This is a genomic window from Neorhodopirellula pilleata, from assembly GCF_007859915.1.
GTDB classification, from domain to species: domain Bacteria; phylum Planctomycetota; class Planctomycetia; order Pirellulales; family Pirellulaceae; genus Rhodopirellula; species Rhodopirellula pilleata.
Genome location: NZ_SJPM01000001.1, coordinates 289,420 through 316,234, shown reverse-complemented (window position 1 = coordinate 316,234; position 26,815 = coordinate 289,420). Strand labels below are relative to the sequence as shown.

General features: G+C 56.9%; 17 protein-coding genes. 9 read left to right on the top strand and 8 right to left on the bottom strand.

Going from position 1 to position 26,815, the window contains the following annotated elements; translation table 11 throughout:
- Window positions 1-248: 248 nt before the first annotated feature.
- On the top strand, window positions 249-1,538 hold the full coding sequence (locus Pla100_RS00910; protein WP_146575825.1) for a nucleoside monophosphate kinase: 1,290 nt from the start codon (window positions 249-251) through the stop codon (window positions 1,536-1,538).
- Between the two features lies 1 nt (window position 1,539).
- On the top strand, window positions 1,540-2,253 hold the full coding sequence (gene mqnB, locus Pla100_RS00905; protein WP_146575824.1) for a futalosine hydrolase: 714 nt from the start codon (window positions 1,540-1,542) through the stop codon (window positions 2,251-2,253).
- Here mqnB and Pla100_RS00900 read toward each other — a convergent pair.
- From Pla100_RS00900 to Pla100_RS00885, 4 genes are all read right to left on the bottom strand, one after another.
- Complete coding sequence (locus Pla100_RS00900; RefSeq protein WP_146575823.1) at window positions 2,238-3,506, bottom strand: NAD(P)/FAD-dependent oxidoreductase; 1,269 nt, start codon at window positions 3,504-3,506, stop codon at window positions 2,238-2,240. The two genes, mqnB and Pla100_RS00900, sit on opposite strands and share 16 nt — an antisense overlap.
- A 275-nt stretch (window positions 3,507-3,781) precedes the next feature.
- On the bottom strand, window positions 3,782-6,406 hold the full coding sequence (locus Pla100_RS00895) for a sodium:solute symporter family transporter (protein WP_315853424.1): 2,625 nt from the start codon (window positions 6,404-6,406) through the stop codon (window positions 3,782-3,784).
- Window positions 6,407-6,421: 15 nt separating this feature from the next.
- Window positions 6,422-7,372, bottom strand: coding sequence for a dihydrodipicolinate synthase family protein (locus tag Pla100_RS00890; RefSeq protein WP_146575822.1), 951 nt, complete (start codon window positions 7,370-7,372; stop codon window positions 6,422-6,424).
- A 37-nt stretch (window positions 7,373-7,409) separates the two neighbouring features.
- Window positions 7,410-9,569, bottom strand: coding sequence for a sialidase family protein (locus tag Pla100_RS00885; protein ID WP_146575821.1), 2,160 nt, complete (start codon window positions 9,567-9,569; stop codon window positions 7,410-7,412).
- Window positions 9,570-9,916: 347 nt separating this feature from the next.
- Here Pla100_RS00885 and Pla100_RS00880 point away from each other — a divergent pair, with 347 nt between their 5' ends.
- From Pla100_RS00880 to Pla100_RS00865, 4 genes are all read left to right on the top strand, one after another.
- Entirely contained in the window at window positions 9,917-10,615 is a 699-nt protein-coding gene (locus Pla100_RS00880) for a GntR family transcriptional regulator (protein ID WP_146575820.1), read from the top strand.
- A gap of 139 nt (window positions 10,616-10,754) precedes the next feature.
- Window positions 10,755-10,958 carry a hypothetical protein gene (locus Pla100_RS00875; protein ID WP_146575819.1) on the top strand — a complete coding sequence of 68 codons (204 nt, stop codon included), beginning with the start codon at window positions 10,755-10,757 and terminating at the stop codon, window positions 10,956-10,958.
- A gap of 57 nt (window positions 10,959-11,015) precedes the next feature.
- Window positions 11,016-12,242 carry a DUF1559 domain-containing protein gene (locus Pla100_RS00870; RefSeq protein WP_146575818.1) on the top strand — a complete coding sequence of 409 codons (1,227 nt, stop codon included), beginning with the start codon at window positions 11,016-11,018 and terminating at the stop codon, window positions 12,240-12,242.
- 55 nt (window positions 12,243-12,297) lie between these two features.
- Window positions 12,298-13,476 (top strand): AGE family epimerase/isomerase, encoded by a 1,179-nt coding sequence (locus tag Pla100_RS00865; RefSeq protein WP_146575817.1) that lies wholly within the window; start codon window positions 12,298-12,300, stop codon window positions 13,474-13,476.
- A 6-nt stretch (window positions 13,477-13,482) separates the two neighbouring features.
- Here the strand turns inward: Pla100_RS00865 and Pla100_RS00860 are convergent, their stop codons facing one another.
- On the bottom strand, window positions 13,483-14,925 hold the full coding sequence (locus Pla100_RS00860; RefSeq protein ID WP_146575816.1) for a DUF1501 domain-containing protein: 1,443 nt from the start codon (window positions 14,923-14,925) through the stop codon (window positions 13,483-13,485).
- Window positions 14,926-15,144: 219 nt separating this feature from the next.
- Window positions 15,145-18,273 carry a PSD1 and planctomycete cytochrome C domain-containing protein gene (locus tag Pla100_RS00855; protein WP_146575815.1) on the bottom strand — a complete coding sequence of 1,043 codons (3,129 nt, stop codon included), beginning with the start codon at window positions 18,271-18,273 and terminating at the stop codon, window positions 15,145-15,147.
- A gap of 264 nt (window positions 18,274-18,537) precedes the next feature.
- Between Pla100_RS00855 and Pla100_RS00850 the strand changes: the two genes are divergently transcribed.
- Both Pla100_RS00850 and Pla100_RS00845 read left to right on the top strand, forming a co-directional pair.
- A complete protein-coding gene (locus Pla100_RS00850; protein ID WP_146575814.1) occupies window positions 18,538-21,015 on the top strand; it encodes a DUF1549 domain-containing protein in 2,478 nt (825 codons plus the stop codon).
- Between the two features lie 8 nt (window positions 21,016-21,023).
- A complete protein-coding gene (locus tag Pla100_RS00845) occupies window positions 21,024-22,511 on the top strand; it encodes a DUF1501 domain-containing protein (RefSeq protein ID WP_146575813.1) in 1,488 nt (495 codons plus the stop codon).
- Window positions 22,512-22,522: 11 nt separating this feature from the next.
- Here the strand turns inward: Pla100_RS00845 and Pla100_RS00840 are convergent, their stop codons facing one another.
- Complete coding sequence (locus tag Pla100_RS00840; protein ID WP_146575812.1) at window positions 22,523-23,281, bottom strand: VIT1/CCC1 transporter family protein; 759 nt, start codon at window positions 23,279-23,281, stop codon at window positions 22,523-22,525.
- 98 nt (window positions 23,282-23,379) lie between these two features.
- The gene (locus Pla100_RS00835; RefSeq protein WP_146575811.1) at window positions 23,380-25,038 is read right to left on the bottom strand and encodes an FAD-dependent oxidoreductase; all 1,659 of its coding nucleotides are present in this window, start codon (window positions 25,036-25,038) and stop codon (window positions 23,380-23,382) included.
- Window positions 25,039-25,320: 282 nt separating this feature from the next.
- Between Pla100_RS00835 and Pla100_RS00830 the strand changes: the two genes are divergently transcribed.
- The gene (locus tag Pla100_RS00830) at window positions 25,321-26,808 is read left to right on the top strand and encodes an aldehyde dehydrogenase (NADP(+)) (protein ID WP_146575810.1); all 1,488 of its coding nucleotides are present in this window, start codon (window positions 25,321-25,323) and stop codon (window positions 26,806-26,808) included.
- Window positions 26,809-26,815: the final 7 nt, after the last annotated feature.

Sequence of the window (26,815 nt, the reverse complement as noted above, 5' to 3'; positions counted from 1 at the left end):
CGGCTACTTATGAGTGCGAGTTGTTGTTCGCCAAAGGATAGAACACGAAACGTGACACAGCCCGAATCAATGCCGCGATCGGCGTCAACCCCGCCGCACGCCCCCCTTGCCGGATCCGTTTATCCCATCCGATCGTTACAAACCGATCGGGCTTAACTTGACCGTGCCGGGGGTTCGTGGTTTCGCGGCGTCGATTATGATGGGCGGCTCATGTCCAGCCCATTCATCACACCGCTCGGCCCGACCTCATGTCCCCCGATTTCGACCACATGCCCGAAATGCCCGCTTCCACTACGGAAGCCGTCGAAAGCCAAGCGAATCAATTGGTCACCGATCAAGCTGTTCGTGCCGCCGGCCGCACCGGTGTCGAAGACCTCGAAGTCAAAGACGCGCACGTTATCTTCAACACCGTTTGGAATGACCTCGAACAAAACATCGGACACGAGAATCTCCGCTTCGCCAAAGAACTGATCCTGCTCGGCGGAGCACCGGGCAGCGGTAAGGGGACCAACAGCAACTTCATCGCCAAAGTCCGGGGGCTAACCTGCCCGCCGATCATCGTCAGTGATCTGCTAAACACCCCCGAAGCCGAACGGATCAAAGAAGCCGGAGGGATGGTCGGCGATACCGAGGTCGTCGGCATCCTGTTTCGCAAGTTGCTCGAAGAAGACTACCGCGACGGTTGCATCTTGGACGGATTTCCTCGTACTCGCGTCCAAGTCGAATGTTTGCACCTGCTGATTCAGAAAATGAATCAGCTCTACCGCGAGTATCACACCACCCCGTTGGCGATCAACTTTCGCAAACCGACGGTGCATGCGGTTGTGCTGTTTATCGATGAAAAGACCAGTATCGAGCGACAGTTGCTCCGCGGTCGCAAAATCGCCGAACACAACGAGCGGGTTCGGCGGGAAGGCGACGGACGGATCATCGAACTGCGGGCGACCGACCTCGACCCCGTCGCGGCAAAAAGCCGCTATCGCGTATTCAAAGAAAAAACGTGGGACGCGCTTCAGTCGCTCAAACAAATTTACCATTACCACTTCATTGACGCCGACGGCGACATCGCGGACGTCGAACGCAAAATCCGCAAAGAACTGGACTATCAATCGTCGCTCGAATTGGATCCGGAAACCTACGACGCGGTCCGCGGACTGCCCCTGGCGTCCGAACTGACCGTCCACGCTCGTCAAGAACTCGTCCGGCGATTGGATAGCTACCAACTCGAACACCGGGAACTGTTCCACCGGGTCATCCACGAGATCCACAACAAGTTCATGCCGATCGTGCAACGCCACGCGATCGCCGGACTGTCCATCATCAACAGCGAAGACCCGTTGTTCGACAACCCGTTGGTCCTCGCCATGGTGATCGATATCTTTGCCGAACGTGGCTTTCGCGGGGTCGCGAACATCAACCTGGCCGAAACCCCCGATCACTTCGACTTGAAGACCGGCAAAATCACCTGCAAGACAAAGAAGATCTTCCGGTTCCAGGTTCGTTTCGAAGGCAGCGAGATTCGTCGCGGTGGTGGCTAACGTGTCCCGCCCGCTGCTGCTGGTTCCCACGGCGATGGAACGGGAGCGTTTGATCGCCGCCTTCGCTCATCGGGGCGGCGTCGGCCAATGGCAAATTGAGTTGTGCGGCTTCGGAGTCATCGCCGCCGCCGCACTGACGACGCGTCATCTGATCCGGCATCGGCCCGATCATGTCGTTTTGGCCGGAATCGCCGGAACGCTTCATCCGGACATCGCCGTCGGTTCGGCGGTATGGTTTTCCGAAGTGTTGTGCGACGGAATCGGCGTGGGAGGGGAATTCGGGGACCCGTTTATTTCGGCATCGGAATTGGGTTGGTCTCAAGTGAATCTCCCAGGTGCAGAAGATGGTAACCCGATCGAGATCTCTGATCGACTGCCATTGATGCTGCCGACAACCGTTACACCGGATTCCTCGCCACTCGAACGAGCGTCTTCACTCTTAACCGTCTGCGCGGCGTCGGCGAGTCCCGCGATGGCAGCTTGTCGGCGTGAACGGGCTCGCGATCAGGCCACGGCGGATCTCGTGGCCGAGGACATGGAAGGGTTCGCCGTGGCGACGGCGTGTCGATTGGCGAACGTCCCTCTGTCAATCATCCGAGGAATCAGCAACATTGCCGGCGACCGAGACCATCGTCGCTGGGAAATCGACCTCGCGATCGATCGCATTGCCGAACGGCTCGCCCGAGACCTCCCGCCGTTTCAAACGACGGTTTGAGCCATTTCTTGGCGGGTGCGTTCGATGCTTCGTTGCATGTCGGGGAACATCCGTCCGGCGTCTTCGTGAAAAATTCGTCCGATCAAGAGGTCCGTCAAATTGCTGCGATATTGAGGGTACTCTTTCATGAACCGGCCGATACTGAAGTCCTTGTCGTAGAAAGCATGAACCAGCTTGCGAACCCGGTCCGCACCGGCTTTGAAATCAGTTGCCCACTTTCCGAGTTGCTGCCCGCTGACGTCACCCATTTCCAAGCCTTCGATCACGGCGTCGCCCGCTCTCACACCCATTTCCAGGGCAAAGTAAACGCCGGACGAATAAACCGGGTCGATGAATCCGAACGCATCGCCGACCAAGACCCAGCCTTCACCGGCGTGCGTCTTGGTCATGTAAGAAAACTCCTTGGCGGTGGAGAACTTGCCAACCCGGGTAGCGTTTTGAAGTCGAGGCATCAGCCCAGGGCACCGACTGAGCTCTTCGTTGAAAATTTCTTCGGGAGTTCCGCGGCCCTTCAACAAGTAATCGTTGTCACCGACGCATCCGATGCTGGTGATCCCGCGTGATTGGGGGATGAACCAAAACCACGCATTCTTATTCTCGGTATTGAGGATGATCGTCGCCCCCTCGTTGTCGCCGTCCCCTCGAGTGGCGTCTTTGAAGTAAGTCCAAACGGCGGCTTTTTTCAAATCTGGGTTGATCTCCTTGAGGCCCAACTTCCCGGCGATAAAACTTTGTTGCCCGGTCGCGTCGATGACGACGCGACAATCGATCTGGCGCTGCACACCCTCGGCGTCGCGAATCACCACTCCGGTGGCTTTGGGAATTCCGTCGGTGGCCACCGATTCATCAAAACAGACGTCGATCAATCGGGTTTGATCGTAGCAATCCGCCCCCAGTTCGGACGCACGGTCGAACAACATTTGATCGAATTCACTGCGTTCGACTTGCCACGTCGTCGCACATTCCCGCTCGTCGTGCTCGCGGAAGAAAAACGGTTCGGATTCCTTCCCCGTGTGGGTGACGAACTGAACGCTTTTCTTGGGTTGCCAGCCGGACGATTTCATCTTGTCGACCAAACCGAGTCGCTGCAGCGGCCAGTACGTTTCCGGCATTAACGACTCGCCGACGTGAAACCGAGGCATCGCTTCACGTTCGATCAACAACGTCGAATGCCCCGCCTGAGCCACCACAGCCGCCGCAGTGCCTCCGGCCGGTCCACCACCGATTACCACACAATCGTACGAATTTTTCATGTTTAGATTTGTTTGGAAAGGGAAACAACGCGAGTCCGCGATGATTTACCCGGCATTATAGCCGCAACGGCAACTGGCAGGAGATCGGCAACCGTCATTCCCCTGCATCCATTGCTTACCGGTCTTTTGATTGAATCGTTTAACGGCAAGCCGCAGGCGATAGAGTTTGAAAACGCAGGCGCCTGCGGCTTGCCGTTAAACGAAAACGCCCAAACACGCACTAAATCAACACGCCGCTACGCGTCGGGTTATGAATCATCCGGGCCAGTCATTTGTCAAGATTCAAACTTAGGGGTATGAATCGTCAGCCCTTGCAACGCTTTCGGGGCGGTTCCCACCACGTGGCTCGACAACCATCCTACCACGACACATGTGACGATTCCGATCGTCGTGTAGAGGTAACCGTTGATCGACGTTCCCGCCCAGACCGAAAACATGACCGACGAACCGACCAACGCTCCCACCAAAGCGCCTGTGGCATTCGCCGTCGTCGAAAACACCCCAAGGATGAACAGCCCGCCTAAGACGCCCATGAACAAACCGATCACCATCACGAAGGTGTCGAAAAGTGATTTGATGTCTGGATTGACGAACAGAAGCCCCAAGCCCGTTCCGATCAGGCCGACGACCAGCGTCCAAAACCTCGCCGCATTCAAGTAGGCTTTTTCCGACTCGCACCAGTCAAACCGTCGCATGAAATCCGTCACGATGGTTGTTGATGTGGAGTTCATGCTTGTCGAAACGGTCGATTGGGCGGCCGCAAAAATTCCGGCAACCATCAAACCCGCGATCCCGATGGGCATTTCGCGAGCGATGAACATCGGGAAGACTTGGTCCGCCGTGATGGTGGTTTCGAGCTTCTCGGGATGTGCTTGATAAAACACAAACAGCAACGTCCCGATCGTGAAAAATAAGATGGTCGACGGAATCGTCAAGATCGCGTTGACCCAAATCGACTTCGCCGCCCGCGCCGCATCGGACGTCGTCATGTACCGTTGAACGACGGCTTGATCGGCGGTGTAGGACGACACGTTCTGCCCGACCGCGCCGAGGACAATCACCCACAAGGCGATCTGCGTCGACGTCGCATCCCAATGAAGATTCGCGATTCGAAACTTTCCGGCATCCACGGCGGGCGAAAATAGATTGCGATCGCTGCCTTCGATCCCGATCATCAACACCACGATCGCCAACACCGCACCGCCTAACAGCACCACTGTCTGAATCGTGTCGGTCCAAATCACCGCTTCGATTCCACCGAGCGTGCAGTAGATGATGCTCAAACCGCCCATCAACAAAACCGACTGTGTCGGTGTCAGTGGTGTAGCAACGGCCAACGCCAATCCGGTCAGAGACATCACCACGGCCATGCGAAACAAATGAAACAGCGTGAAGCTGGCACTGCCAAACAAACGCACGCCGCAACTGAATCGTTTCTCTAAGTACTCATAAGCACTCGTCGCATCGATGCGACGGTAAAACGGCAGAGCCACAAATACCGCCAGCGGTGCGACCAACGGAATCGTCAGATTTCCCACCGCATAAACCCAATCCTGAGTGAACGCTTTGGATGGGATCCCGGTGTACGTCAGCGAGCTGAGCATCGTGGCGAAGATACTGCACCCCGCCGCCCACCACGGAATATGTTTGCCCCCGCGAAAAAAATCGTTCGTGTTGTGATTACCCTTCGTGAAATAAAATCCGACGCCGACCATCGCGAGTAGGTAACCGATCAAGACCATGTAGTTAACCGCACCAAAGTCAGGTGTGGCGGCGACCGGGCTCACCCGAAAGACACGTGGAGATCGTTCCCGCGGTCGAACCTCACCGCCGGGGATGATGATGTCGTTTCCCCAACGAACCGCCGTCGTCGTCACGAGGTTCATCGGAATGGCCCCAGCTTCGATCCACGTGTCGGTGATCGTGTGGTAGGCGAGCGACTGCTTGATGAACCCCGGATGGTTTTCTTTCAACTCCTCGGTGCGAAAGAAGTTGGTTCCGTCGTCACCGCCCAAAACAAACAGATGGCTTTGTCCGACTGGGGCGGCTGTCCCCGCCATCACACAACGGGGCAGATCAGCTCGTTGTCGCCACTGACCCTTGGCGGGTGTGAACTCCCAAACGTCACGCAGCAGCTCGATCGATGCGCCGTTCTGGCGACGACCGCTGATCACATAAACACAATCGTGATACCCGTTATGTTGATGGACCGTTAGGTTCAACGCTCGCCCCGGTGCGGGTAACGAAGGCAATGCTTGCCACTGCGTTGGATTGGACACCGGCTGCCCCGATTCCGTCTGCGACAGATCCAACGACCAAAGATTCGAGGTCGCCGATTCCAACGACGCGCCGGTTTGTCCACCGGCCAGAAACACTTGCTTGCCGATGAGGGCCGCGGCGCCGAACGCGCACGGTTCAGGTAGCGACGGATAGTTTTTCACCGACACCGTCACCTGCTTGGATTCTGCGTCCCAACTCAACATGAACACGTCGGGGTAAGTGTCCGTCTCGTCGTTGCCGCCGATACACAACAAGCCCGATTCGGTCGAGACCGAACCACCGTAAGCCAACGGCCGGGGCAAGCGGCCTCCGTCGTGCCATTGATAGCCGTCGTCGTCGTGGGTCAACACGAAGATCCGGTCGTGCCATACCTTATCGTTTTCCCACAAAGGTTTGGCGAAGTTCGTGCCACCGGCAACGATCAAGGCGTTGCCATGCACGCCCGCGAAGGCACCGGATAACCCGAGAGGGACCGGAATCGGTGGCAACTCGTCCCATTCGTGCCGCCTGGAGGCGTCGGTGTCCGTCGCGATGGCGGGGCCGGTCAACGTGATCGCTACTACGATCATCGCTGCGATCCCGAACAGTCGACACCCCACCATCCGACTCGTTGTTTTCAACGTGATGTTCACACGCTAGGTCTCTGCGGTATGGGGAACGGACTCCAGCGTTTTGGTTCCGCACCAATCAAAGAAACCAATTTGAGTCAGTTCGGCACGCAACTGTTCGACCTCCGCAAGTGCCAAACGGCCTTGCGGCGGTCGGCACGGCCCCATTGGCAATCCAAGCATCCCCAGCACGGCCTTCATTGCCGTATGAAACGGATACTTGGACATCACACGCACCATCGTGATCGAACAGAGTTGCAATCTTCTCGCCTCGACTTGATCACCGGCGTTCATCGCATCGATGATACGTCGGTACAACGGGGCAGCGACATTGTAAGTGCTTCCGATGGCGGCCTGAGCGCCCGTCGCGAGTGCCCCGAGTAACATCTCGTCGCATCCCCATACGACATCGAATCGCTGTTGATCGGTTTCCATGCACATCTGAAACTCGTGCAGTTTCGTATCAGTGTATTTCAGTCCGACGAGGTTGGGGATCTCTTCGCAACCGCGTTTGAGAAACTCGACCACGTCGATTCGGGAACCCGTGAGTGCCGGAATGTGGTAGTAATAAAACGGCAAATCCGGAGCCCCCGCAGCAATCTCCGCCATGCAATCGATCAAGTCCGATAGTTCGTTGATCCCGTAATAGGATGGGCAGGTCGCTGAAATGACATCCGCGCCGATTTGTTGGGCGTGGGCGGCGAGCTGCCGGGCCTCGCGGCTGCTGTTGTGTCCGACTTGGATAATCACTGGGACGCGTTTGTCGATCTCTTGAACATAAGCTTCGGCGACCGTCCGGCGTTCCTCGCTCGATAACGACATGCCTTCGCCGGTGCTTCCGCAAACGTAAACGCCGTCGATTCCAACGCGGAAGAGATGTTCGACCATCGGTCCGATCATCGACAAGTTGAGATGACCTTGATCATCGAGCGGCGTGTACGTCGCCGCGATCAGGCCGGAGAGTTTCTGCGTTGTCATGAAGGACGCTTTAAAATGAAAAGTTGGATTCGTGATTTCATTGGTGATCGACCCATTCACTCAGCGGGATGCGTTGGAAGGTCAAGTGGGCCTGGCTTCCTTCGTACAGGATCCCGACGGTGTGTTCGTCGATCATCGTCAGGCAAGAATAGCCTGCGCCGCGACCTTCGTCGAGCAAGATCTGATGCTCGGCCGGCCACGTCAATCCTCGGTCGGGCGACGCCCGCACGGTGATGTGGCTTCGAACGCTTGGATGGTTGGGGTTGGAAAACAACAGCCAATCGCTCGATCGGTTTCGGACGCCGCTCGCGTCGATGAGACTCGCCATGCAAGCCCCCGGCTCGATCAGCGAACGCTCGGAGGTCGGGTGCCTTTGCCACGTTTGACCCATGTCGCGGGTTGTCATCACCACTCGAACGCCGGCCCGATTGTAACGACAGTTCAGCATCAACACGCCCGGTTCAGATTCCACCACCTGCGCTTCGGTCGTGTCATCGAAAGCGCCGGTGCCGATGCTCCAGTGGATTCCGTGATCGCGTGAGTAAATGATCGTCGATCGAGGCAAACGTTTGTTCGACACGGAGTCTTGATATTGGGCGGCGAACACGAGCGTTCCGTCACGCATCGTGATGCCCATTCCCGGCCCCTGAAACAATAAACACCATTCGGGACGTTTGACTTGGTCGGTGATGTTGATCGGGGCTGACCAAGTCCGTCCGTCGTCGTCGCTGCGAACGAGCACCAATTGCCCCGTTTCCTCGGGCGAGAGTCCCGGCCCCGTGCCCCACCAACCACGATTGCCGTGGCTCCACAAACCCGCAACCCAAATGGTGCCCGTGTTGCGATCGACAAGCACCGCAGGATCGCCGATTCCATCGTATCGCCACGCAGGATCATCACCCATATCCATGATCACCCGCATCGGCTCCCACGTCCGACCGCCATCGGTCGAGCGGGACATGCCGACATCAATGTCTCCCGGCAGATCACCCCCGCCACGATATCTTATGTCATAAACGGCGATCAAGGTTCCGGCGTTCGTCGTGGCCAAGCCCGGAATCCGATACGTGTGGACGCCATCGGCACCGCCGTCACGCAGCGAAATGCCCATCCGCTGCGCATTTCGAGCCCCTTCGAGCGGGATCACTCGCCCGTCGGAAAACGTGATTGAACTGAATCTGGCACCAACGCGATGGCTGATGTCCGCATGCTTGCTAAGGGAACAAGCGACCCAAACATGATTGCCACCCTCGACCAACGGCCCCCAAGATTCCGGGCACGTGACCGTGAATTCACGGCGACCCGGTCGCAACTGCGGCGTCACATCGACCCGCTTGCCATCGGTCAATGCATTTGCTTCTCCGCCAAAGACCAATTCCACGGAAGCAAGATCATTGAGATCGGTGGTCGCATCCAGTTCCATCGCGATCGTCCTGATCGAGACCGGTTGCAAGGTTCCGTTCGTTTCGATTCGTAACTTGGCGAGCGGTGCAAGCGGTTTACCGATGAGAGCCGGCAAAGTCACTGCGGGGGACTCGACGCCGACAACTACTTGCGGCTTCGGTGCCGCGATCCGAACATGATCGATCAAGACACCCGTCGCCGGCGGACTATTGATGCGAAAACGCAATCGCATCGGTGGCGATTCTCCGAGTGAGATTTTGATTTTAGAACGGAAGGATCGACCGACTTCGATGAGACTGTCACCGTTGTAAATCTCGGTCCAGTCCGAATCGTTCAAGGCGTCGATCCGGAATGAAAACGGAGGCTTCGATGTCCAGCGTTCGGCAACGAAAGAAAGCTCCGAATCGGCGTCGGGCCGATGGGCTAGTTTCAACTCGACGGTTGTCATGCCCTCACGGGGATCTTGCCCCAAGTGCTTTCCAGTGATTTGCAAACAGTGACGACCCCAACTGGCATGCTCACTCTCGATCAGCGCTCGGTCGGCGTCGGTCGAGTCGATCACCTGCCACACACCAAGGTCGGTCTGCATGCGTTCGAACGGCCCCGCCGGTGCGTCCTCGAAATCGTCCGCGATCGCCCCGGTTCCGCCGACGGAACTAAGCCATAGTAGGCAAGCGACTGACGAAACCCTGACGCCCACATAAATTTTTCGGCCGTTAATGGGAGCCGATCCGGTTCGCGGTGTGCGGCAATGTCGTGGAACCGGACCGTAGCCCGAACGGTGACCAATCATGCCGAGATCCTGTGGAGAAACGCTTGCGGCTGAAAATATAACATGTTATAACATGAAGCGTAGTGACAGGCCGAACGTCCTGCAACCCCCGCTAATGCTGGCCTGACGAATCGGTGCGGAACTGGGTAAAGCCGGTAAGGATTTGGAACGCGAAAATGGTCGCTTGTTTCGCATCATTTTCGACTTTCTGATTTTTAGAATTTGTATACCGGATGGTGTTATTGAGGTCTGTCAATATTGAAACGCGTTCCTATGACCTTATCTCGATGCGACCACTTTTTTGACCCGTCTTAACACCGATTCGTCAGGCCACGCTAATGCCCTCACGCAAGTCCCCGCCGATTGCCATGGATCAGAGTCTCGCCGAAAAATCTTACCAATACATTCGTGACCAATTGTCTCGCGGCGAAATGACGCCCGGAGAACGGTTGGTGAACCGATCGCTCGCCGCAAAGATCGGTGTCAGCGTGATTCCGGTGCGTGAAGCCATCCATCGGCTCGCCAGCGAGGGATTGGTCGAACACGTACCGGGTGCGGGCGCGTTCGTCCGTAAACCGACTCGTCAATCGCTCGACAATCTTTATGTCCTGCGAGATGCCTTGGAAAGTTGTGCGGCCGCCGAAGCGGCTCGGTACATCAGCGTCAGCGAACTACACGCGTTGGATGAGTTACTCGAACGTTTCAAACAAACTGCCGCCGAGATCCGGCAAAACAATAAGCCCCACAGCACCAAACGACAGCTCAATCGATGGCTCGACGACGAGACGGACTTTCACGAACTGCTCGTTGAGGCGTCACGCAACGAGGTGCTCGCCAAAGTCATCCGAGATAACTTGGCGATCGTCAACGTGTTCGAGGCCCAGCGGAGTGATCCCGGATTGCTGACCTACGAGGTGGCGGCAGAAACCTGCCAATCGAAGTCTCAGCTAATCGACGCACTTCGCGACCGCGACGCCGACCTTGCTCGAAAACTGATGAGCGATTCGATCCAACGTGGTCGCCACGTGGTGCTCGATTTTTTGAGCCAAAAAGGCCGCGCCAACTGACCGAGACCCCGTCAGCCTGGACAAAGACACGATGCATGGACGCATTCGAAGATACAAAACCCGCCCACCATCAGCTCTCCGCAGGCGGGATAACGCGTTATAACACATTTCCTATTTGTCCAACGCCCCGGAGTGTTCGATGTCATCGCCACGGTTTCAGATCGGTTTGATGTTCCTTTTCTTGTGCCTTATCGCGATCGGTTGTGGCGTTAGCAGTTCCGCTCCGCAAACAAGTGATTTGGAACAATATCTTCAGGGCAATCCCGACGCGCCAAAGAGCAATGGTCAGGAGCCGACCGGAATCGGCGGTCCTGCGTCCCTTCCCGGTGCCGAAGGCGAATGAACCCTAATTGATTGCAGGTCATTGTTTTTTGTTTCTTGATAACCAAAAGGTGTTTCGATGAATCCTGTTCGAAAACGCGGCTTCACACTTGTGGAGTTGCTGGTAGTCATTGCCATCATTGGCGTGCTGGTCGGTTTATTGTTGCCGGCCGTTCAGGCCGCCCGCGAAGCGGCGCGGCGGATGAGTTGTAGCAACAACTTTAAGCAGATCGGCCTTGGTTTCCACAACTACCATTCCGCCTACAATCAATTGCCGGCGCAGTCGGGTGGTACCAAACGCAATCCCGGGTCGTCATGGGCCAGCACCTACACGCCGACGGCGACCGGCGGCGGCACGAACATGAACCAACTCAGTGCGCTAGTGGGATTGCTGCCGTTCATCGAGCAGCAAGCGATGTGGGAACAAATCAGCAATCCTTTCGCGGTCCAGCCGCCGCATGCGAACGCGGGTCGTCGCTACGCCGCCATGGGCCCGAGTCCGTGGATGCTGGTCGATGACCACAACACTCAAGGGCCGTACACACCCTGGCTGACGTCAATCGCGAGCTATCGTTGCCCAAGCGATCCTGGTGTCGGCTTACCCGCGCAGGGTCGAACCAATTATGGTGTCTGCCTGGGTGATTCACTGTACTACCAATACCAAGGGATCACCGATCAATATGGACAAGCACTCGGCACTGCGGCGGACGCCAAACGCACGCAACGCGGCGTCTTCGCTCACGGGGCATTAGAACCCAAGTTCCGCGACATCCTTGACGGACTGGCCAATACGGTCATGGCCGGCGAATTCAATACCGATTTGGGAGACCGTGATATCACGACGCAGGTTCGACGTGGGATCACAGGCCATCATCTCAATTCGAGTCGCTGCTACCAAGGAACCGATACCCAACGACCACGGTTTTGGGCCGCTGCCACATTGATCTCGGGAAGCGTTGAGGAGCGTCGTGGCTACAAATGGGCCTACGGTCTGGCGATGTTTACCGGCATCACCACGATTTTACCTCCCAATGCGCCGGTCTGTTACGACACTTCCGCCACGGACATCTTCCGCTGGGGCATTTTTCCGCCGAGCAGTCGACATCAAGGCGGTTGCCACGTGTTGATGGGCGACGGCGCGATCCGGTTCGTCACCGACTCGATCGAATCGGGCAACGTCAGCGGCCCGATGGTCTCGCACACCGGCACTGGGGGAACGCTGGCTCCTGGATTGAAGAGCCCGTTTGGTTTGTGGGGAGCCCTCGGAACCAAAGCGAACAGCGAGATTCTCGAAGGAGAATTCTGAGTGCCGCACCGCTGTTTTGAGCATTGGTTTGACCTGATGAAGCAAGTGAAACCACATGAACCCCACTGAACGCCGCGAGCTGATTGCGACATATCGAGATGGCTTGCTAAACGACGTGGTGCCGTTTTGGATGCGGCACTGCGTCGATCGGGAGCATGGCGGGTTCACGATGTCGCTCGATCGCGACGGAACGGTCATCGATACCGACAAAGGCGTTTGGCAACAGTGCCGGTTCACGTGGCTGCTGGGTGAACTTTACAACAACGTGCAGCCACGCAACGAATGGCTGGCGCTCGCCCGGCACGGGATCGATTTCATCGACCGTCACGGTTTCGATCCGGCCGACGGTCGGATGTGGTTTCATCTGACGCGCGATGGCCGGCCGATCCGTAAACGCCGTTACGCGTTTAGTGAAAGCTTCGCCGCAATCGCCTACGGTGAATTCGCCAAGGCAACCGGCGAAGACGAGTACGCGAGGAAAGCAGAAGCCTGTTTTCGACGTTTTCTCGATCACAATCGAAACCCTCAAGGCGTGCAGCCGAAGTTCACCGACGTTCGCCCGACGCGCGGGATCGGTTTTCCGATGATCACGATCAACACCGCTCAAGAACTGCGAGATTCAATCGACCTTCCCGACGCCGACGCGATCATCGACGGGGCGATCGAAGACATTCGCCGCTATCATCTCAAGCCCGACATACAGTGCGTGATGGAAACGGTGGCCCTCGACGGTGGTTTGATCGACCATTTCGACGGCCGCACGCTCAATCCGGGCCATGCGATCGAAGGGGCCTGGTTCATCATGGCCGAAGGCCGGCATCGCGGCGACGCGTCGTTGATCCGGCTGGGTTGCGAAATGCTCGACTGGATGTGGCGTCGAGGATGGGACCAGCAATACGGAGGGATGCTTTACTTCGTTGACGTCAACGGTTTGCCGGTTCAAGAATACTGGCACGACATGAAGTTTTGGTGGCCGCATAATGAAACCATCATCGCAACGCTGATGGCGTATCAACTAACCGGCGACGCCAAGTACTCCGACTGGCACCGGCAAGTGCACGATTGGTCGTACGAGCATTTTCCCGACACCGAGCACGGCGAATGGTACGGATACTTACACCGTGACGGCCGCATCAGCGTGCCTCTGAAAGGCAACCTCTGGAAAGGCCCATTTCACTTACCTCGCATGCAATTGACCTGCTGGCGAACGCTCGGCAACGGGCTTGACATGTGAATGGGACTAATGGCCCCCGACACTGATCAATACGTCTTTCACGACGTGAGCTTCCTCGACGCCGGTGAGTCGTTGGTCGAGCCCTTGAAATCGGTAGGTAAATCGTTCGTGGTCGATGCCCAGGCAATGCAACATCGTTGCATTGAGGTCGCGGATATGGACCCCGTTTTCCGCGATATTGTACGCAAACTCGTCGGTCGTACCGTGCGACACGCCTCCTTGAACACCGCCACCGGCCATCCACATGCTGAAGCATCGACCGTGGTGGTCACGGCCACTTCCCAGAGCGCCTTGGCTATAAGCGGTGCGTCCAAATTCGCCTCCCCAAATCACCAAAGTATCGTCGAGCAATCCGCGGGTTTTCAAATCGGTAACCAGCGCCGCGGAGGCTTGATCGGTGTCGCGGCACTGAGCTTTGAGTTCGCGTTCCAGGTTAACGTGTTGGTCCCAGCCGCGATGAAAGAGCTGAATGAATCGGACATCACGTTCCGCCATCCGTCGGGCCATCAGGCAGTTGAACGCATAGGAGCCTGGTTGCCGTGCGTCTTGGCCGTACAGTTCGAACGTGCTCTCGGGTTCGTCCGACAAATCAGCAATCTCCGGTGCAGCGGCTTGCATTCGGAAGGCCATTTCGTATTGCGAGATGCGAGTTTCGATTTCTGGATCGCCGCTGTCTTTGAATTTGAGGCGATTCAGTGCTGCTAAATCGTCGAGTTGTTCACGCCGGTTTTCGCGTGTAATGCCGGGCGGATCGTTCAGATACAGAACTGGATCGCCACTACTGCGAAGCATCACACCTTGATGATTGGACGGTAAATAACCACTGCCCCAGAGACGCGAAAAAATCGGTTGGCCGGGGTTCTTGCCGGTGCCCTGGGAGAGCAACACGACGTACGCGGGCATGTTCTGGTTAACGCTGCCGAGTCCGTAGCTCGCCCACGCGCCGGCGCTCGGTTGCCCCGGAATTTGGGAACCCGTGTTGATGTAAGTGATGCCGGGATCGTGGTTGATCGCTTCGGTGTTCATCGAGCGGATGACCGCGATGTCATCAACGACATTGCTGGTGTACGGTAACAGATCGCTGACCCAAGTGCCCGATTTCCCTCGCTGTGCGAATTTTCCGATCGACCCGCAAACGAGGAACTTTTTTTGTCCCGAGGTCATTCCGGTGACTCGCTGGTCACCTCGCACGCTCGGTGGCAACTCTTCACCGTGATTCTGGATGAGCGTCGGCTTGTAATCGAACAGATCAATATGGGACGGACCACCTGACATGAACAGATAGATGACGCGTTTGGCAGTCGGTGGGAAGTGCGGCAGTCCCGAATCAACGGCTTTGACACTTCCAAACGCGTTACGATCGAGCATCGACCCCAACGCGAGCGCGCCAACGCCTCCGAAGGCATGGCTGATGAAGCTGCGACGAGTGGCTAGAAGATTTGGATTCATTTTCTTTGTACTTTAAAGCCTATCTTAAAGGGGGGACGACCCTTGTCGGTGAAGCTGGAACCGTAACGTCAACCGACTTGCTTCCAAAGAGTCAGACCGCTATTCGGTTAGAACGTGTTTTAAAAAGGGGTCTGACCCTTTGGAGGCGAATCGATTTCATTGGGTTTTTGGCCTCGCCGGAGAGGGTCAGACCCCTTTTTAAAACACGTTCTTAGGCGTTTACTCGCGGGTGATTGTTTCATCTAGGTTTAAAATCAGGGAAGCGACGCAGCTCATCGCAGCGAACTTCGAATCGTTTGCTTTTTTCAGTGGATCTAGGGTGGACCGATCGCTGGCGTTTTGTTCCTCGCTACCGGGTTGGTTATCGTCGTCAACTTGGCCGCTTAAAAAACTCGCCGTTCGATCCGCAGATGCGTCAAAGTAAGCCAGTTGTTTTTGATACGCGGTGGTCAAGATTGCGAGTTCCTCGGAAGAGGGTTCACGCGATGTGGCGAGACGAAAACCGTAGGAAATCTGTCCTTCCATAGATTCATTGGCACGTAGCATTCTTGCCGCCAACCCGCGAGAGGCATCCACAAATTGCGGTGCATTCATCAACACGAGTGCTTGCAACGGAGTATTGGTCAGCGACCGACGTGCGGTGCAAGTCTCACGGGTCGGCGCATCGAACGTGGTCATCACGGGCGGTGGGGAAGTGCGTTTCCAAAACGTATAGAGGCTGCGTCTGTAGACCTGTTCGTCGCGATCGGGGAAGTAATGCTGGGCCGAAAAAAAACCTCCGTAACCGAAGTGGCTGACTTCTTTCCAAAGCCCTAGCGGTTGGGGCGGGAAGACACTCGGGCCACCAATCTCCCAATTGAGCAAACCGGCAATCGCTAATTCGCTGTCACGAATCGCTTCAGCGGACAAACGGTACCTCGGTGCCCGGGCATAGAGTCGGTTGTACGGATCAAGCTCTAAAAGTCGCCCGTTCACGTTTGAAGATTGGCGATACGTTCGTGACATCATCATCGTTTTGATGAGCGTCCGGACATCCCAACCCGATTCAACGAAGTCTGCTGCGAGCCAGTCCAGTAGCTCCGGATGCGACGGCCATTCACCTTGCGAACCAAAGTCTTCGGATGTTTTCACCAAACCAGTCCCGAACAGTAACTGCCAATAGCGATTGACGGCCACACGAGCGGTCAGCGGATTGGAAGGATCGGTCAACCAATTCGCCAAGGCCATGCGGTTGGGAGGAGTCGAATCGGGCAGGCTGCCGAAGATCGATGGGATACCGGCATCGACAATCTCGCCTGGTTGATCGTACTGACCACGCTCCAACATCGCCGTCTTCCGATGGAGTGCGTCGTCCTTCATGACCATCACACTGGTCCTGCCTGAATCGATCGACTTTTGCAAGACATCGATCTCGCCGTTGATCGTCAATAGGAGTTTGGACATGTCGGAATTAGTTTTCGCGAACTCGGCGGCGACCAGGTTCTGTTCTTCGCGATTTCTCTGCGAGTCCGGTTTTCGTAGAGCGGCGATTAACGCGATGTGTTGGCGAGTTTCATCAGCGGCTTCTAGTTTGTTGAACACATCGCCATACGGCGCTGCGCCAAATGGAGCGACCACGGAGGCTGGCTCAAATCCCTTTAATTCGCCGGCCTGATTCCAATCCGCCCCCACCTGTGTTGCCACCGACCAACTCGCGTCCGTACCGAGATAACTGCCGTCCGAGAATGCAGCTAAAGCCATCAGTGCCGCCTTCGAGCCACCTTTCTCCCAATCTTTTCCTGCCACGGCGATCAAGTTCTGGCCTTCGGCTAATAATGGCCCAAGATCGAACACGCTCGGTGTCCGCCAATCCGGGTTGAATCCCAACCGCTTACCATTGATCCAAATTTCCGCTTCGTTGTCACAGCTCACAAAGAGCTGCGCATGGGATGGAACTTTGGTCAGTTCGAACGTTTTGCGGAACCAAGCAAACTCGCCCGCACCTTGCGGGTTGGCCCAAATCCAAGATAGCCCGGGGACTTTGCCCGGACCGGGAGTCGGGAATGACGGTACCGAGCCAGCCTTGGTTGCAGTGAGCGTATGCCCAAAGGTGGAAGCTTGCTCCGCTTTGGCCAGTGTTTCCTGCTCCCAGTTCAGGCGCGCGTCGGCAAGCAATTCTTCGGGGTAGGCTTTGACATGCTCAAGCGAAGCGATTCTCGCCTGACACGCTTGGCGGAACGATGATTCATCTTGAAGCAACGGACCTACCGCGATGGCAGGGTTCGTGTTCCCGTTGACACCACCACTACCCGATTCCGATGTCGTGTTAAAAAAGGCAAAGAACCGATAGTAATCTCGTTGCGAGATGGGGTCGTATTTGTGGTCGTGGCACTGGGCACACCGCATCGTCAGTCCCATGAATGCCGTTGAGACTGCGTCAACTTTATCTAGGATCGCGGCAACTCGATACTCTTCCGCGATGGTTCCGCCCTCGTGTGTGTTCATGCTGTTGCGCAAAAAGCCAGTGGCAATCCGCTGGCTATCGGTCGCGTTTTCCATCAAATCACCAGAGATCTGTTGACGAACGAATTCGTCATAACGCATGTTGGATTTGAATGCATCGATCACCCAATCTCGCCAGACCCACATGTCGCGATGGTCGTCGATCGAATAGCCATTGGTGTCGGCGAACCGAGCGACGTCGAGCCAGTCCATGGCCAACCGTTCGGCGAACTGGGGGCTGGTCATCAGCCGATCGATCGTTTCTTCGAAACGATCATCTGGAGCTTGAAGGAACGCGTCCAACTCGGCGATCGTCGGTGGCAGTCCGGTCAGGTCGAGGTACAGTCGGCGGGCGAGGGTTTCCGGTGACGCGGCGGTTGTGAAAGTCAACTGATTTTGAGCGAGCCCGGCAGCGATAAAGTCATCGATCGGCCCGGCCGTCGCGACCGATGCTGGTGGTGGTTGGGGGCGAACGACCGGTTTAAACGCCCAGTGGCCAGAGTAAGCCGCACCCTCTGCAACCCAACGCGTCAGCAAATCAATTTCTTGCTGAGTCAGCGGATTCTTGTGCTCCCCTGGTGGCATCCGAAGTTCGGGATCATCGCTCGTGATACGCACCACCAATTCACTCGCCTCCGGGTTGCCCGGAACGATCCCAGCGTACCCGCCCAGATCCGCGAAAGCGCCCTCGCTCGTATCCAGCCGGTATTCGGAATCGCGATTCTGCGAGTCGGGACCATGACAAGCAAAACATTTTCCTGACAAGATGGGTCGGATATCACGATTGAAATTCAACAGCTGTGAATCTTCGCCTACGGCAGCAGAAGCGAAACAGACCAGAAGGGCGACGGTAAAATACGTTCGCATATTGAATTCAATGACTTGGAGCTTCTGACATTATTGATTATCCCATGAACCCGCACTTCTCGATCCTCTTTTGGTCGCTCGGCGGGTGGTTAATCAGGGGGCTTCTGTCGAACCGCCGACATACTGACCGTTTGAGTCATTCGATTCCCAAGTAATCCGTTCGAGATTAGGTTAACATAATCAACGATGCGGTGCTTGTTCGCTCAAGCGAACAAGCCTTGCCCCCTCCCTGAATAACTCCCTCCGAACGATTTCACGTCATTCATGGCCGGTTCATCCATTCCCACCTCTCGTTTTTGTGTTTGCTTCGGTTTAGTTGTCATCTGGTTCGGCCAGGTCGTCCAAGCCGAACCGATCGATTTCGTTCACGATATTGTTCCGGTGCTTCAACGCAATTGCGTTCATTGTCATGGCGGACGGGAAGCCGAAGGCGATTTTTCGCTCAATACCCGTGCGATCATTGTGGATTCGGGACACGTTGATTTGGAGTCTCCCGAGGATTCCTATCTCTTGGAACTCGTCACTTCGGCGGACACCGATATTCAAATGCCGCCCACGGATCGGCCGAGGATGAGCGAACCGGAGATCGCGTTGGTTCGGCGTTGGATCAAGGAAGGCATGAAATGGGATGCCGATTTCACGTTTGCGATCCAGTCCTACGAACCGCCGCTGCGGCCTCGCACTCCCGAACTGCCTGCGCCTCGCGACGGACGCGATCACCCGATCGACCGGATTTTGGATGAGTATCTTGCTCGAAACGCAATTGCGAGGCCGAATCCGATCGATGATGCGACTTTCTTGCGACGTGTCTCGTTGGACTTGATCGGAATGCTCCCGACCGATGAACAACTTGATGCGTTTCTTGCCGACTCGAATCCATTAAAACGATCCGAACGGATCGACGCGTTATTGGACGACGAGATCGGCTACTCGGACCATTGGATTACGTTCTTCAATGACTTATTGCGAAACGACTATAGTGGTACGGGGTTCATCACCGGCGGGCGTCAACAAGTAAGCACTTGGTTGTACGCGTCGTTGCGAGCAAACAAGCCGTTTGACGTCATGGCGCGAGAATTGATCTCACCACCAAGCAAAGCGAGCCAAGGCTACATCGACGGGATCAAGTGGCGTGGCGAGGTCAGCGCCGGCCAGACGTTACCGATTCAGTTCTCGCAAAGTATTTCCCAGTCGTTCCTGGGTATCAACATGAAGTGCGCCTCGTGCCACGATAGTTTTATCGATCGCTGGACGCTGCACGACGCTTACGGATTGGCCGCGATTTATGCCGACGAGTCTCTAGAACTACATCGCTGTGATAAACCGATTGGCGAAACCGCCAAAGCAACTTGGCTGTTTCCCGAGATCGGTCAAGTTGATCCGTCGGCGCCTCGGTCGCAACGACTGGAACAACTTGCGAACTTGATGACCCATCCGGAAAACGGGCGTTTCGCTCGAACAATCGTCAACCGGCTTTGGTACCAATTGATGGGCCGGGGGATCGTTCACCCGCTCGACGCGATGCAAAGCGAACCGTGGAACGAAGACCTACTCGATTTCTTGGCCGTCGAACTGGTCAAGAACCAATACGATTTGAAGTTCATGCTGCGTTTGATCGCCACGAGTGCGGCTTACCAATCGGAAACGGAAGTGGCGAGCGAACAGGCCCTCGGCGATGATTACGTTTACCGTGGTCCTCGTAGCAAGCGAATGACGGCCGAACAGTTCATCGACAATGTTTGGCACCTCACCGGTTCGGCACCCAAGCGTTTCGATGCGCCGGTGGTCCGAGGCGTGATCCCGTCGCGGGATGACGCCGATTCGCAAGCCAGCGGACTCCCTGAGAGTAACGGACCTGAACTGACCGCGAAGTGGATTTGGGGACCGCTGGAGAACGGTGTCGCGCCGGGTGGTCAGTCCGTTGTGCTCCGCAAGACCTTCGAACTACCCGCCGAGGTCGTCTCCGGAGGGGCCATCGTGACTTGCGACAACGGGTTCGACATGTACGTCAATAATAGATGGGTCAGCGGCAGTCAGGAATGGACTCGCCCGGAGGCGGTGCCACTGCGGGGGACACTCAAAAAAGGTGCCAACACGATCGTTGTGATCGCAAAGAATTTCGCTGATGTTCCCAACGCGGCTGGTTTCTTTTTTCAAGCACATTTGAACCTGAGCGACCGGTCGACGTTGAGTTTGCCATCCGACGAAAGCTGGGAGTTCAATCCGAATGTTCCCACGAGCGGTGAGCACAAGTTGGGACAGATTCGCGGACCGTGGCATGGCGTCAGTGTGGTGCCCGCGCTGTCGGTTTGGGAGAATGTGATCAATCAGCAGGGCCGACCGATGTTGGCCGAAGTGGCGACGATGGCGGATGCCATGCCGATGGTGCGAGCCTCGTTGATGAAGAATACAGCGCTGATGAAATCGCTCGGTCGCCCGATGCGTGAGCAGATCGTTTCGATGCGTCCGGACCTCCTGACGACTCTCGAAGCGATCGATTTGGCCAACGAATCCACACTCGCCGATGCGTTTGCCGATGGTGCTAAGCGATTGATCGACGAAACCGGCGGCCGCACCGACTCGATCGTCCGATCTTTATTTCGACGCACGCTCACTCGCCAACCAACCGACCAGGAATTCGAATTGCTGCGCAGCGTTCTGGGAGATCGTCCCGATCAGACGGCGGTCCAAGACGCGATGTGGGCCGTTTGCATGTTGCCCGAATTTATTTTGATTCGTTGAGGAACCTTATGAACATTGAGAACAACCTAAGTAACGCGTTGCAAGCCGGCGTCCCCGCTTCGATCGTGCGCCGCGACTTTTTGCGGGCGCTCAGTGCCGCCGGTGCTGCTGCATTGGCAGGTGGTGCGCCGCAGCTACTCGCCAGCCCCTCGCAATCCGATTCGCTCGGTGAAATCGAGCAACCACGACCGACCGCCGATGCGTGCATTTTGTTGTGGATGGGCGGTGGCATGGCTGCGCCCGACACGTTTGATCCCAAAGGGTATCTTCCCTTTGAAAAGGGGCTGCCCGTCAAGGAAATGCTCAGCACGTTCCCCGCCATCGATACGGCGGTTGATGGGCTACAAATTTGCCAGGGGCTCGAAAACATCGCGGCGGTGATGGATCGCGGCACTTTGATCCGCTCCCACGTGCAACCCGATCTTGGAAGCATCCTGCATTCGCGGCACCAGTATCATTGGCACACCGGATACGTTCCACCGCAAACCGTCGCGGCGCCACACATCGGTGCGTGGATGTCGCGGATGCTTGGGGCACCCAACGAAGTCATGCCGGCGTTTATCAACGTTGGTCAACGTCTTGAAGGCGTTGGCGAGAGCGAAGAACTCAAAGCATTCACGACGGCGGGATTCTTCGGCAGCGAGTTTGGTCCGATGAATCTGCCGTATCCGGATCAAGCCGCCGTTTCGGTCCGGCCGCCGCAAGGCATGAAGTCGCAACGGTTCGCCGATCGCGACAAGCTGTTCCGTCGTCTTGTCGATGCCAGCCCCGATCGTGACCGGATGAGTGACTATCAACAGGAATCGCTATTGCGGTCGATGGACGCCGCCTATCGATTGCTCAGCAGCAAAGATCGCGAAGCATTTGACATCACGCTCGAGCCGAAGGAGAGCTATGACGTTTACAATACCGGTCGATTCGGGCAAGGTTGTTTGCTCGCGCGGCGATTGGTCGAATCGGGTGCCCGGTTTGTCGAGGTCACGACCGAGTACGTTCCGTTTTTGAACTTCGATACGCATGCCAACGGACATACGACCATGGCGCGAATGCATTCGGAAATCGATCGTCCGATTGCGCGGTTGATTCGTGATTTAGAAGACCGCGGGTTGCTCGATCGGACTTTGGTGATCGTCGCGTCGGAGTTCAGTCGCGATGCGTTGATGGAAGGCAAACCGGGTTCCAACGCGAACGACCAAGCCACCGAAAAGGTCGACGAGATCAGCGAGATGAAGCACTACGGATTGCACCGTCACTTCACGGCGGGTTCGAGCGTGTTGATGTTCGGCGGCGGAATGAAACGTGGTCATGTTCACGGTGCGACCGCGCCGCAGCGACCCCTCGTCGCGATCGAAGACCCGGTCAGTATCGAAGACCTACACGCGACGATCATGACGGCGATGGGCATCAGCCCCCGCACGGGTTTCCAAATCGAGGGTCGCCCTTTTTATGTCACGCCCGACGGTAAGGGACAAAGTGTTGAGGCACTTTTCGCTTGAGGAGATTCGGATTAACCGGCGGTCAAGCCACTGAGTGACCAACCGACCAAGTATGCGAGCGACGCCGCCGAACCTCCCAAGGCGAGCGTCTCGATACCTGAGACGAACCAATGCTGATCGACGAAACGCGACTTCACCGCACCGACGCAAAAGAATGCGATCGCCGTGAGGATTACGCTGGACAGATAGGCGTCGCCCAGGCCATTTGCTGAGATCGCTTGCCAAACGAACGAGATCAGCGGTATGAATCCAACCACCACGAATGCTGCCAGAGTTGCGATCGCGGCTTTGATCGGTGAGCGTTGAGAATGACCGATGCCCATTTCTTCGGTCATCATTGTGTCGATCCATCGCTCTTTGTCGGACGTGATGACGCGTACAACGGTCTCCAATTCCTCGCCTTGGAAGCCCTTGCCCGCAAAGATTTGGCGAACTTCTTCGCGTTCCCCTTCGGGATAGGTTTCGATCTCGTAGGCTTCGCGCGAACGCATCCGTTGTCGTAATTGCTGTTCGACGCGGGTCCCCGAATAGTTGCTTGCGGCCATGGAAAAGCCGTCACCAACCAAGTTGGCGAGCCCCAAAACGATCACGATGCCCGACGACAAGTCTGCCCCCGCGACGCCGGAGACGACGGCAAAAGTCGTTACGGTCCCGTCGATCGCGCCGTAGATAAAATCCGGCAAGTAATCGATCCGATGCCCTTGGTCCAAACGTTCGCGAATCTGGTCGCGAGAATGGGTTTTCGCTAGCGACTGTCGACTCGGGGCCATTCTGGAGTTTGGAATGGCGGTATTTGCCGTTGTCGCGTCGTCTGACGTTTCGCTGCGCAGGGATTCATGCGACGGTTGGGGGGGGATCTCGGAATCGGTCAATGCTTCGCTCGTTCGTAAGTGGTAAATCCGCCGCTCAGATTCTCCACTTCAAACCCCTTTTGGGCAAGCAACCGAGTCGCCATGTAACCTCGTTGACCGACTTTGCAGTACGCCGCGATCACTCGGTCGCGCGGTAATTCGTCGAGTCGATCGCGGAGTTCGTCCAACGGCACATTCGTCGCGGCAGCAATATGTCCGGCATCGAATTCCGTCGGCGTGCGAACGTCTAAGATGAAACGATCGTTCGAATCCGATGGCATGTTCAAGTCGTGTGAGTGCATAACCGGTTGATCCCCACGCAGCACACTTGAGGCGACGAATCCGGCCATGTTGATCGGATCTTTCGCTGATCCATACTGCGGCGCGTAGCACAACTCGACCTCTTCCAAATCGTAAACGGTCATGCGCGCTTGGATCGCGACCGCGATGACGTCGATGCGTTTATCAACGCCGTTGATTCCGACCGCTTGAGCCCCAAGGATTTTACCATCGCTTGGATCGAACAACAGTTTTAGACTCATCGCCGTTGCGCCCGGATAGTAGCCCGCGTGATCGGCCGGGTGAATGTATATCTTTTCGTAAGCACGCCCCGAACGAACCAATACCTTTTCGCTGTGTCCGGTCATTGCGGCGGCGTGTCCGAACACGCCAACGATGGCGGTGCCCTGAGTGCCGCGGTAGATTGAATCGCGACCGAAAATATGATCGGCGGCAATCCTTCCTTGGCGGTTGGCCGGTCCAGCCAATGGTATCTGAGTTGGTTCGCCTGTGACCGCATCGCGAACTTCGGCGACGTCACCGACCGCGTAGACGTTCGGGTCATTGGTTTGCATATGTTCGTTCGTTTGAATGCCGCCACCCTTGCCGCACTTCAACCCCGCCGCGATCGCCAACGAATTCTCGGGGCGAACGCCGATGGCAACGACCGCAAAGTCTGCCCTAAGTGTTTCACCCGATTGCAAGTGTACGACCAATTCTTCGCCGGTGTCTTCAAAGCTAGTCACCGAGTCGTTCAATCGAACCTGAACGCCGCGCTGATGCAGCAACTCGATCAGCGGCGAGATCATTTCACGATCCCAAGGCGGGAGGATCTGGTCTCCCCGTTCCACCAATGTGGTCTCGATGTTTCGGTGAACCATGTTCTCGACCACTTCGATGCCGATGAATCCGGCCCCGATCACGGCGACTCTCAAAGCTTTTCCGGGTTTGGCGTTGGCGGTCACGCGAGCGTGCAGGCGGTCCGCATCGGGAAGGTCCCGTAAACTCAGGACTCGGTCGCCGTCGATGCCCGGCGTCGGCGGTTTGAATGCGGACGCACCGGTCGCGATGATCAACTTGTCATACGTTTCCTCGTAAACACGACCATCGGCATGATCGCGAATCGTGACCGTTTGTTCGTCGCGGTCGATGCGAATGACCTCATTGCCGGTACGGACATCGAGTCGATATCGTGCCCTCAATCGCTCGGCGGGGGCGACGAGGAGTTTGTCACGCGACTCGATCAATCCGCCGACGTAATACGGCAGTCCGCAGTTGGCGAACGAAGGTTCGGGGCCGCGTTCGAGCAAAATGATCTCGGCGTCTTCGCTCAGTCGACGGGCACGCGCGGCGGCGGAGGCGCCACCCGCGACGCCTCCGATGATGACAATTTTCATGATGTTTCCTGGGAAAAGGGATTCACGCTGTTTATATCGTTAGGTCACGACATGTCAATGTGTCTTGTCGGCGCTTGCTGACGGAGTTGGCTGAGGACGCGTTCGCAAATCGAGCACCTGACCAAAACGCGGGCTGGTGATTCAATCGTAACCCGATGCGTCAGCGAGGGATCGCAATGTGCAGTCGGAGACAGTGCGGACTTTGGCGCACGCGTTGCTTAGTAGAACATTAGAATGGTTTGAATTGGCGAACCACTCGAGCGTTCACGGACAGGCCTCCCCATGACGAAACATCATTCAGACAACTTCCACGCCTACAACGCCGCGACGGGTCAACCGTTGGCACCCGAGTTCACCGAAGCCAGCGTCTCGGAGATCGACCAAGCCGTACGCGCCGCTGACGAAGCTTTTGAGTTTTTGCGAGACTGTCCGCCCGAGCGTCGCGGCGATTTTCTTGATGCCGTTGCCGAGACGATGCAAGCTCGACACGACGAAATCGTGGAACGCTGTGTCGCCGAGACCGGTTACCTTGCCGCGAGAGTCGAGGGTGAGTTCGTCCGCGCGACCGGGCAATTGAATCTGTTCGCGAACCTGGCTCGTCGATCGGTGTGGGACGTGCGGCAGTTCGAACCGGCGGATCCGGCGCGAACGCCGTTTCCAAAGCCCGAGATGCGTCGGCGGATGGTGCCCGTCGGGCCGGTCGCGGTGTTCGGTGCTTGTAACTTTCCGCTCGCCATCAGCGTCGTCGGGAATGATTTCGTAGCCGCGATTGCGGTGGGGTGTCCCGTTGTCGTCAAATCACACCCTTCGCACCCAGGAACTTGTGATCTGCTCGGCCGGGTTGTCGCCGATGTGATCGAGCGACTCGATTTTCCGGCCGGCACGTTCAGTCTGTTGCACGGCCGGAGGCCGGAAACCTCGATCGCGCTGGTCCAACATCCTCGGATCGCCGCTGTCGGGTTTACGGGCAGTCCCGCCGGCGGACGCGCGTTGGCCAAGGCGATCTTGGAACGAGAAAACCCGATTCCAATTTTCGCGGAATTGGGCAGTACCAATCCGGTGTTCTTGGCCCGCTCGGCGGTCGAGCGGCGAGGTGATGCGATTGCCAGCGGGTTTGCGAATTCGCTGCGGTTCGGTAACGGGCACATGTGTACCAAACCCGGGGTCGTGGTGGCGTTGGAGGAACAGTGTCCGGGTTTCATCGCGGCGGTGACGCGTGAAATTTCGAACCAACCACGCCTTCCGATGCTCAGCGGCGGGGTGGCGGCGGCGTTCGACGACGGCGTCGAGCGGCTGCGAAACGACCCGAACCTGGAGACCTTGTATCGACCGCAGGATCCGCAATCGGAAGGAAAGGACGCGACCACCGCCAACCTGGGGCCCTGGCACCGGGGCGTTCATTGGTTCGGCATGGATGCGTCGATCGCGATCGAGCAGAACCGATTGCACAGCGAAACGTTCGGCCCGGTCTCGATGCTGGTTCGCTGCCTAGACGAAGCGGAGATGCTGCAGGTGGCCCGTCAATTTCATGGATCGCTCACGACGACATTACACGCCGACGCGGGCGACGAATCATTTGTGGAGCGTTGGTTGCCGATCGCCGAACGGTTTGCCGGCCGGATCATTCGCAACGGATGGCCGACGGGCATGGAAATAGGTTCGGCGACCCAACACGGCGGTCCCTACCCGGCGAGCCTGGACGGCCGCAGCACCTCGGTCGGCCATGCCAGTTTGGAGCGTTTCATCCGACCGGTTTGCTATCAAAACTAAGTTGCGA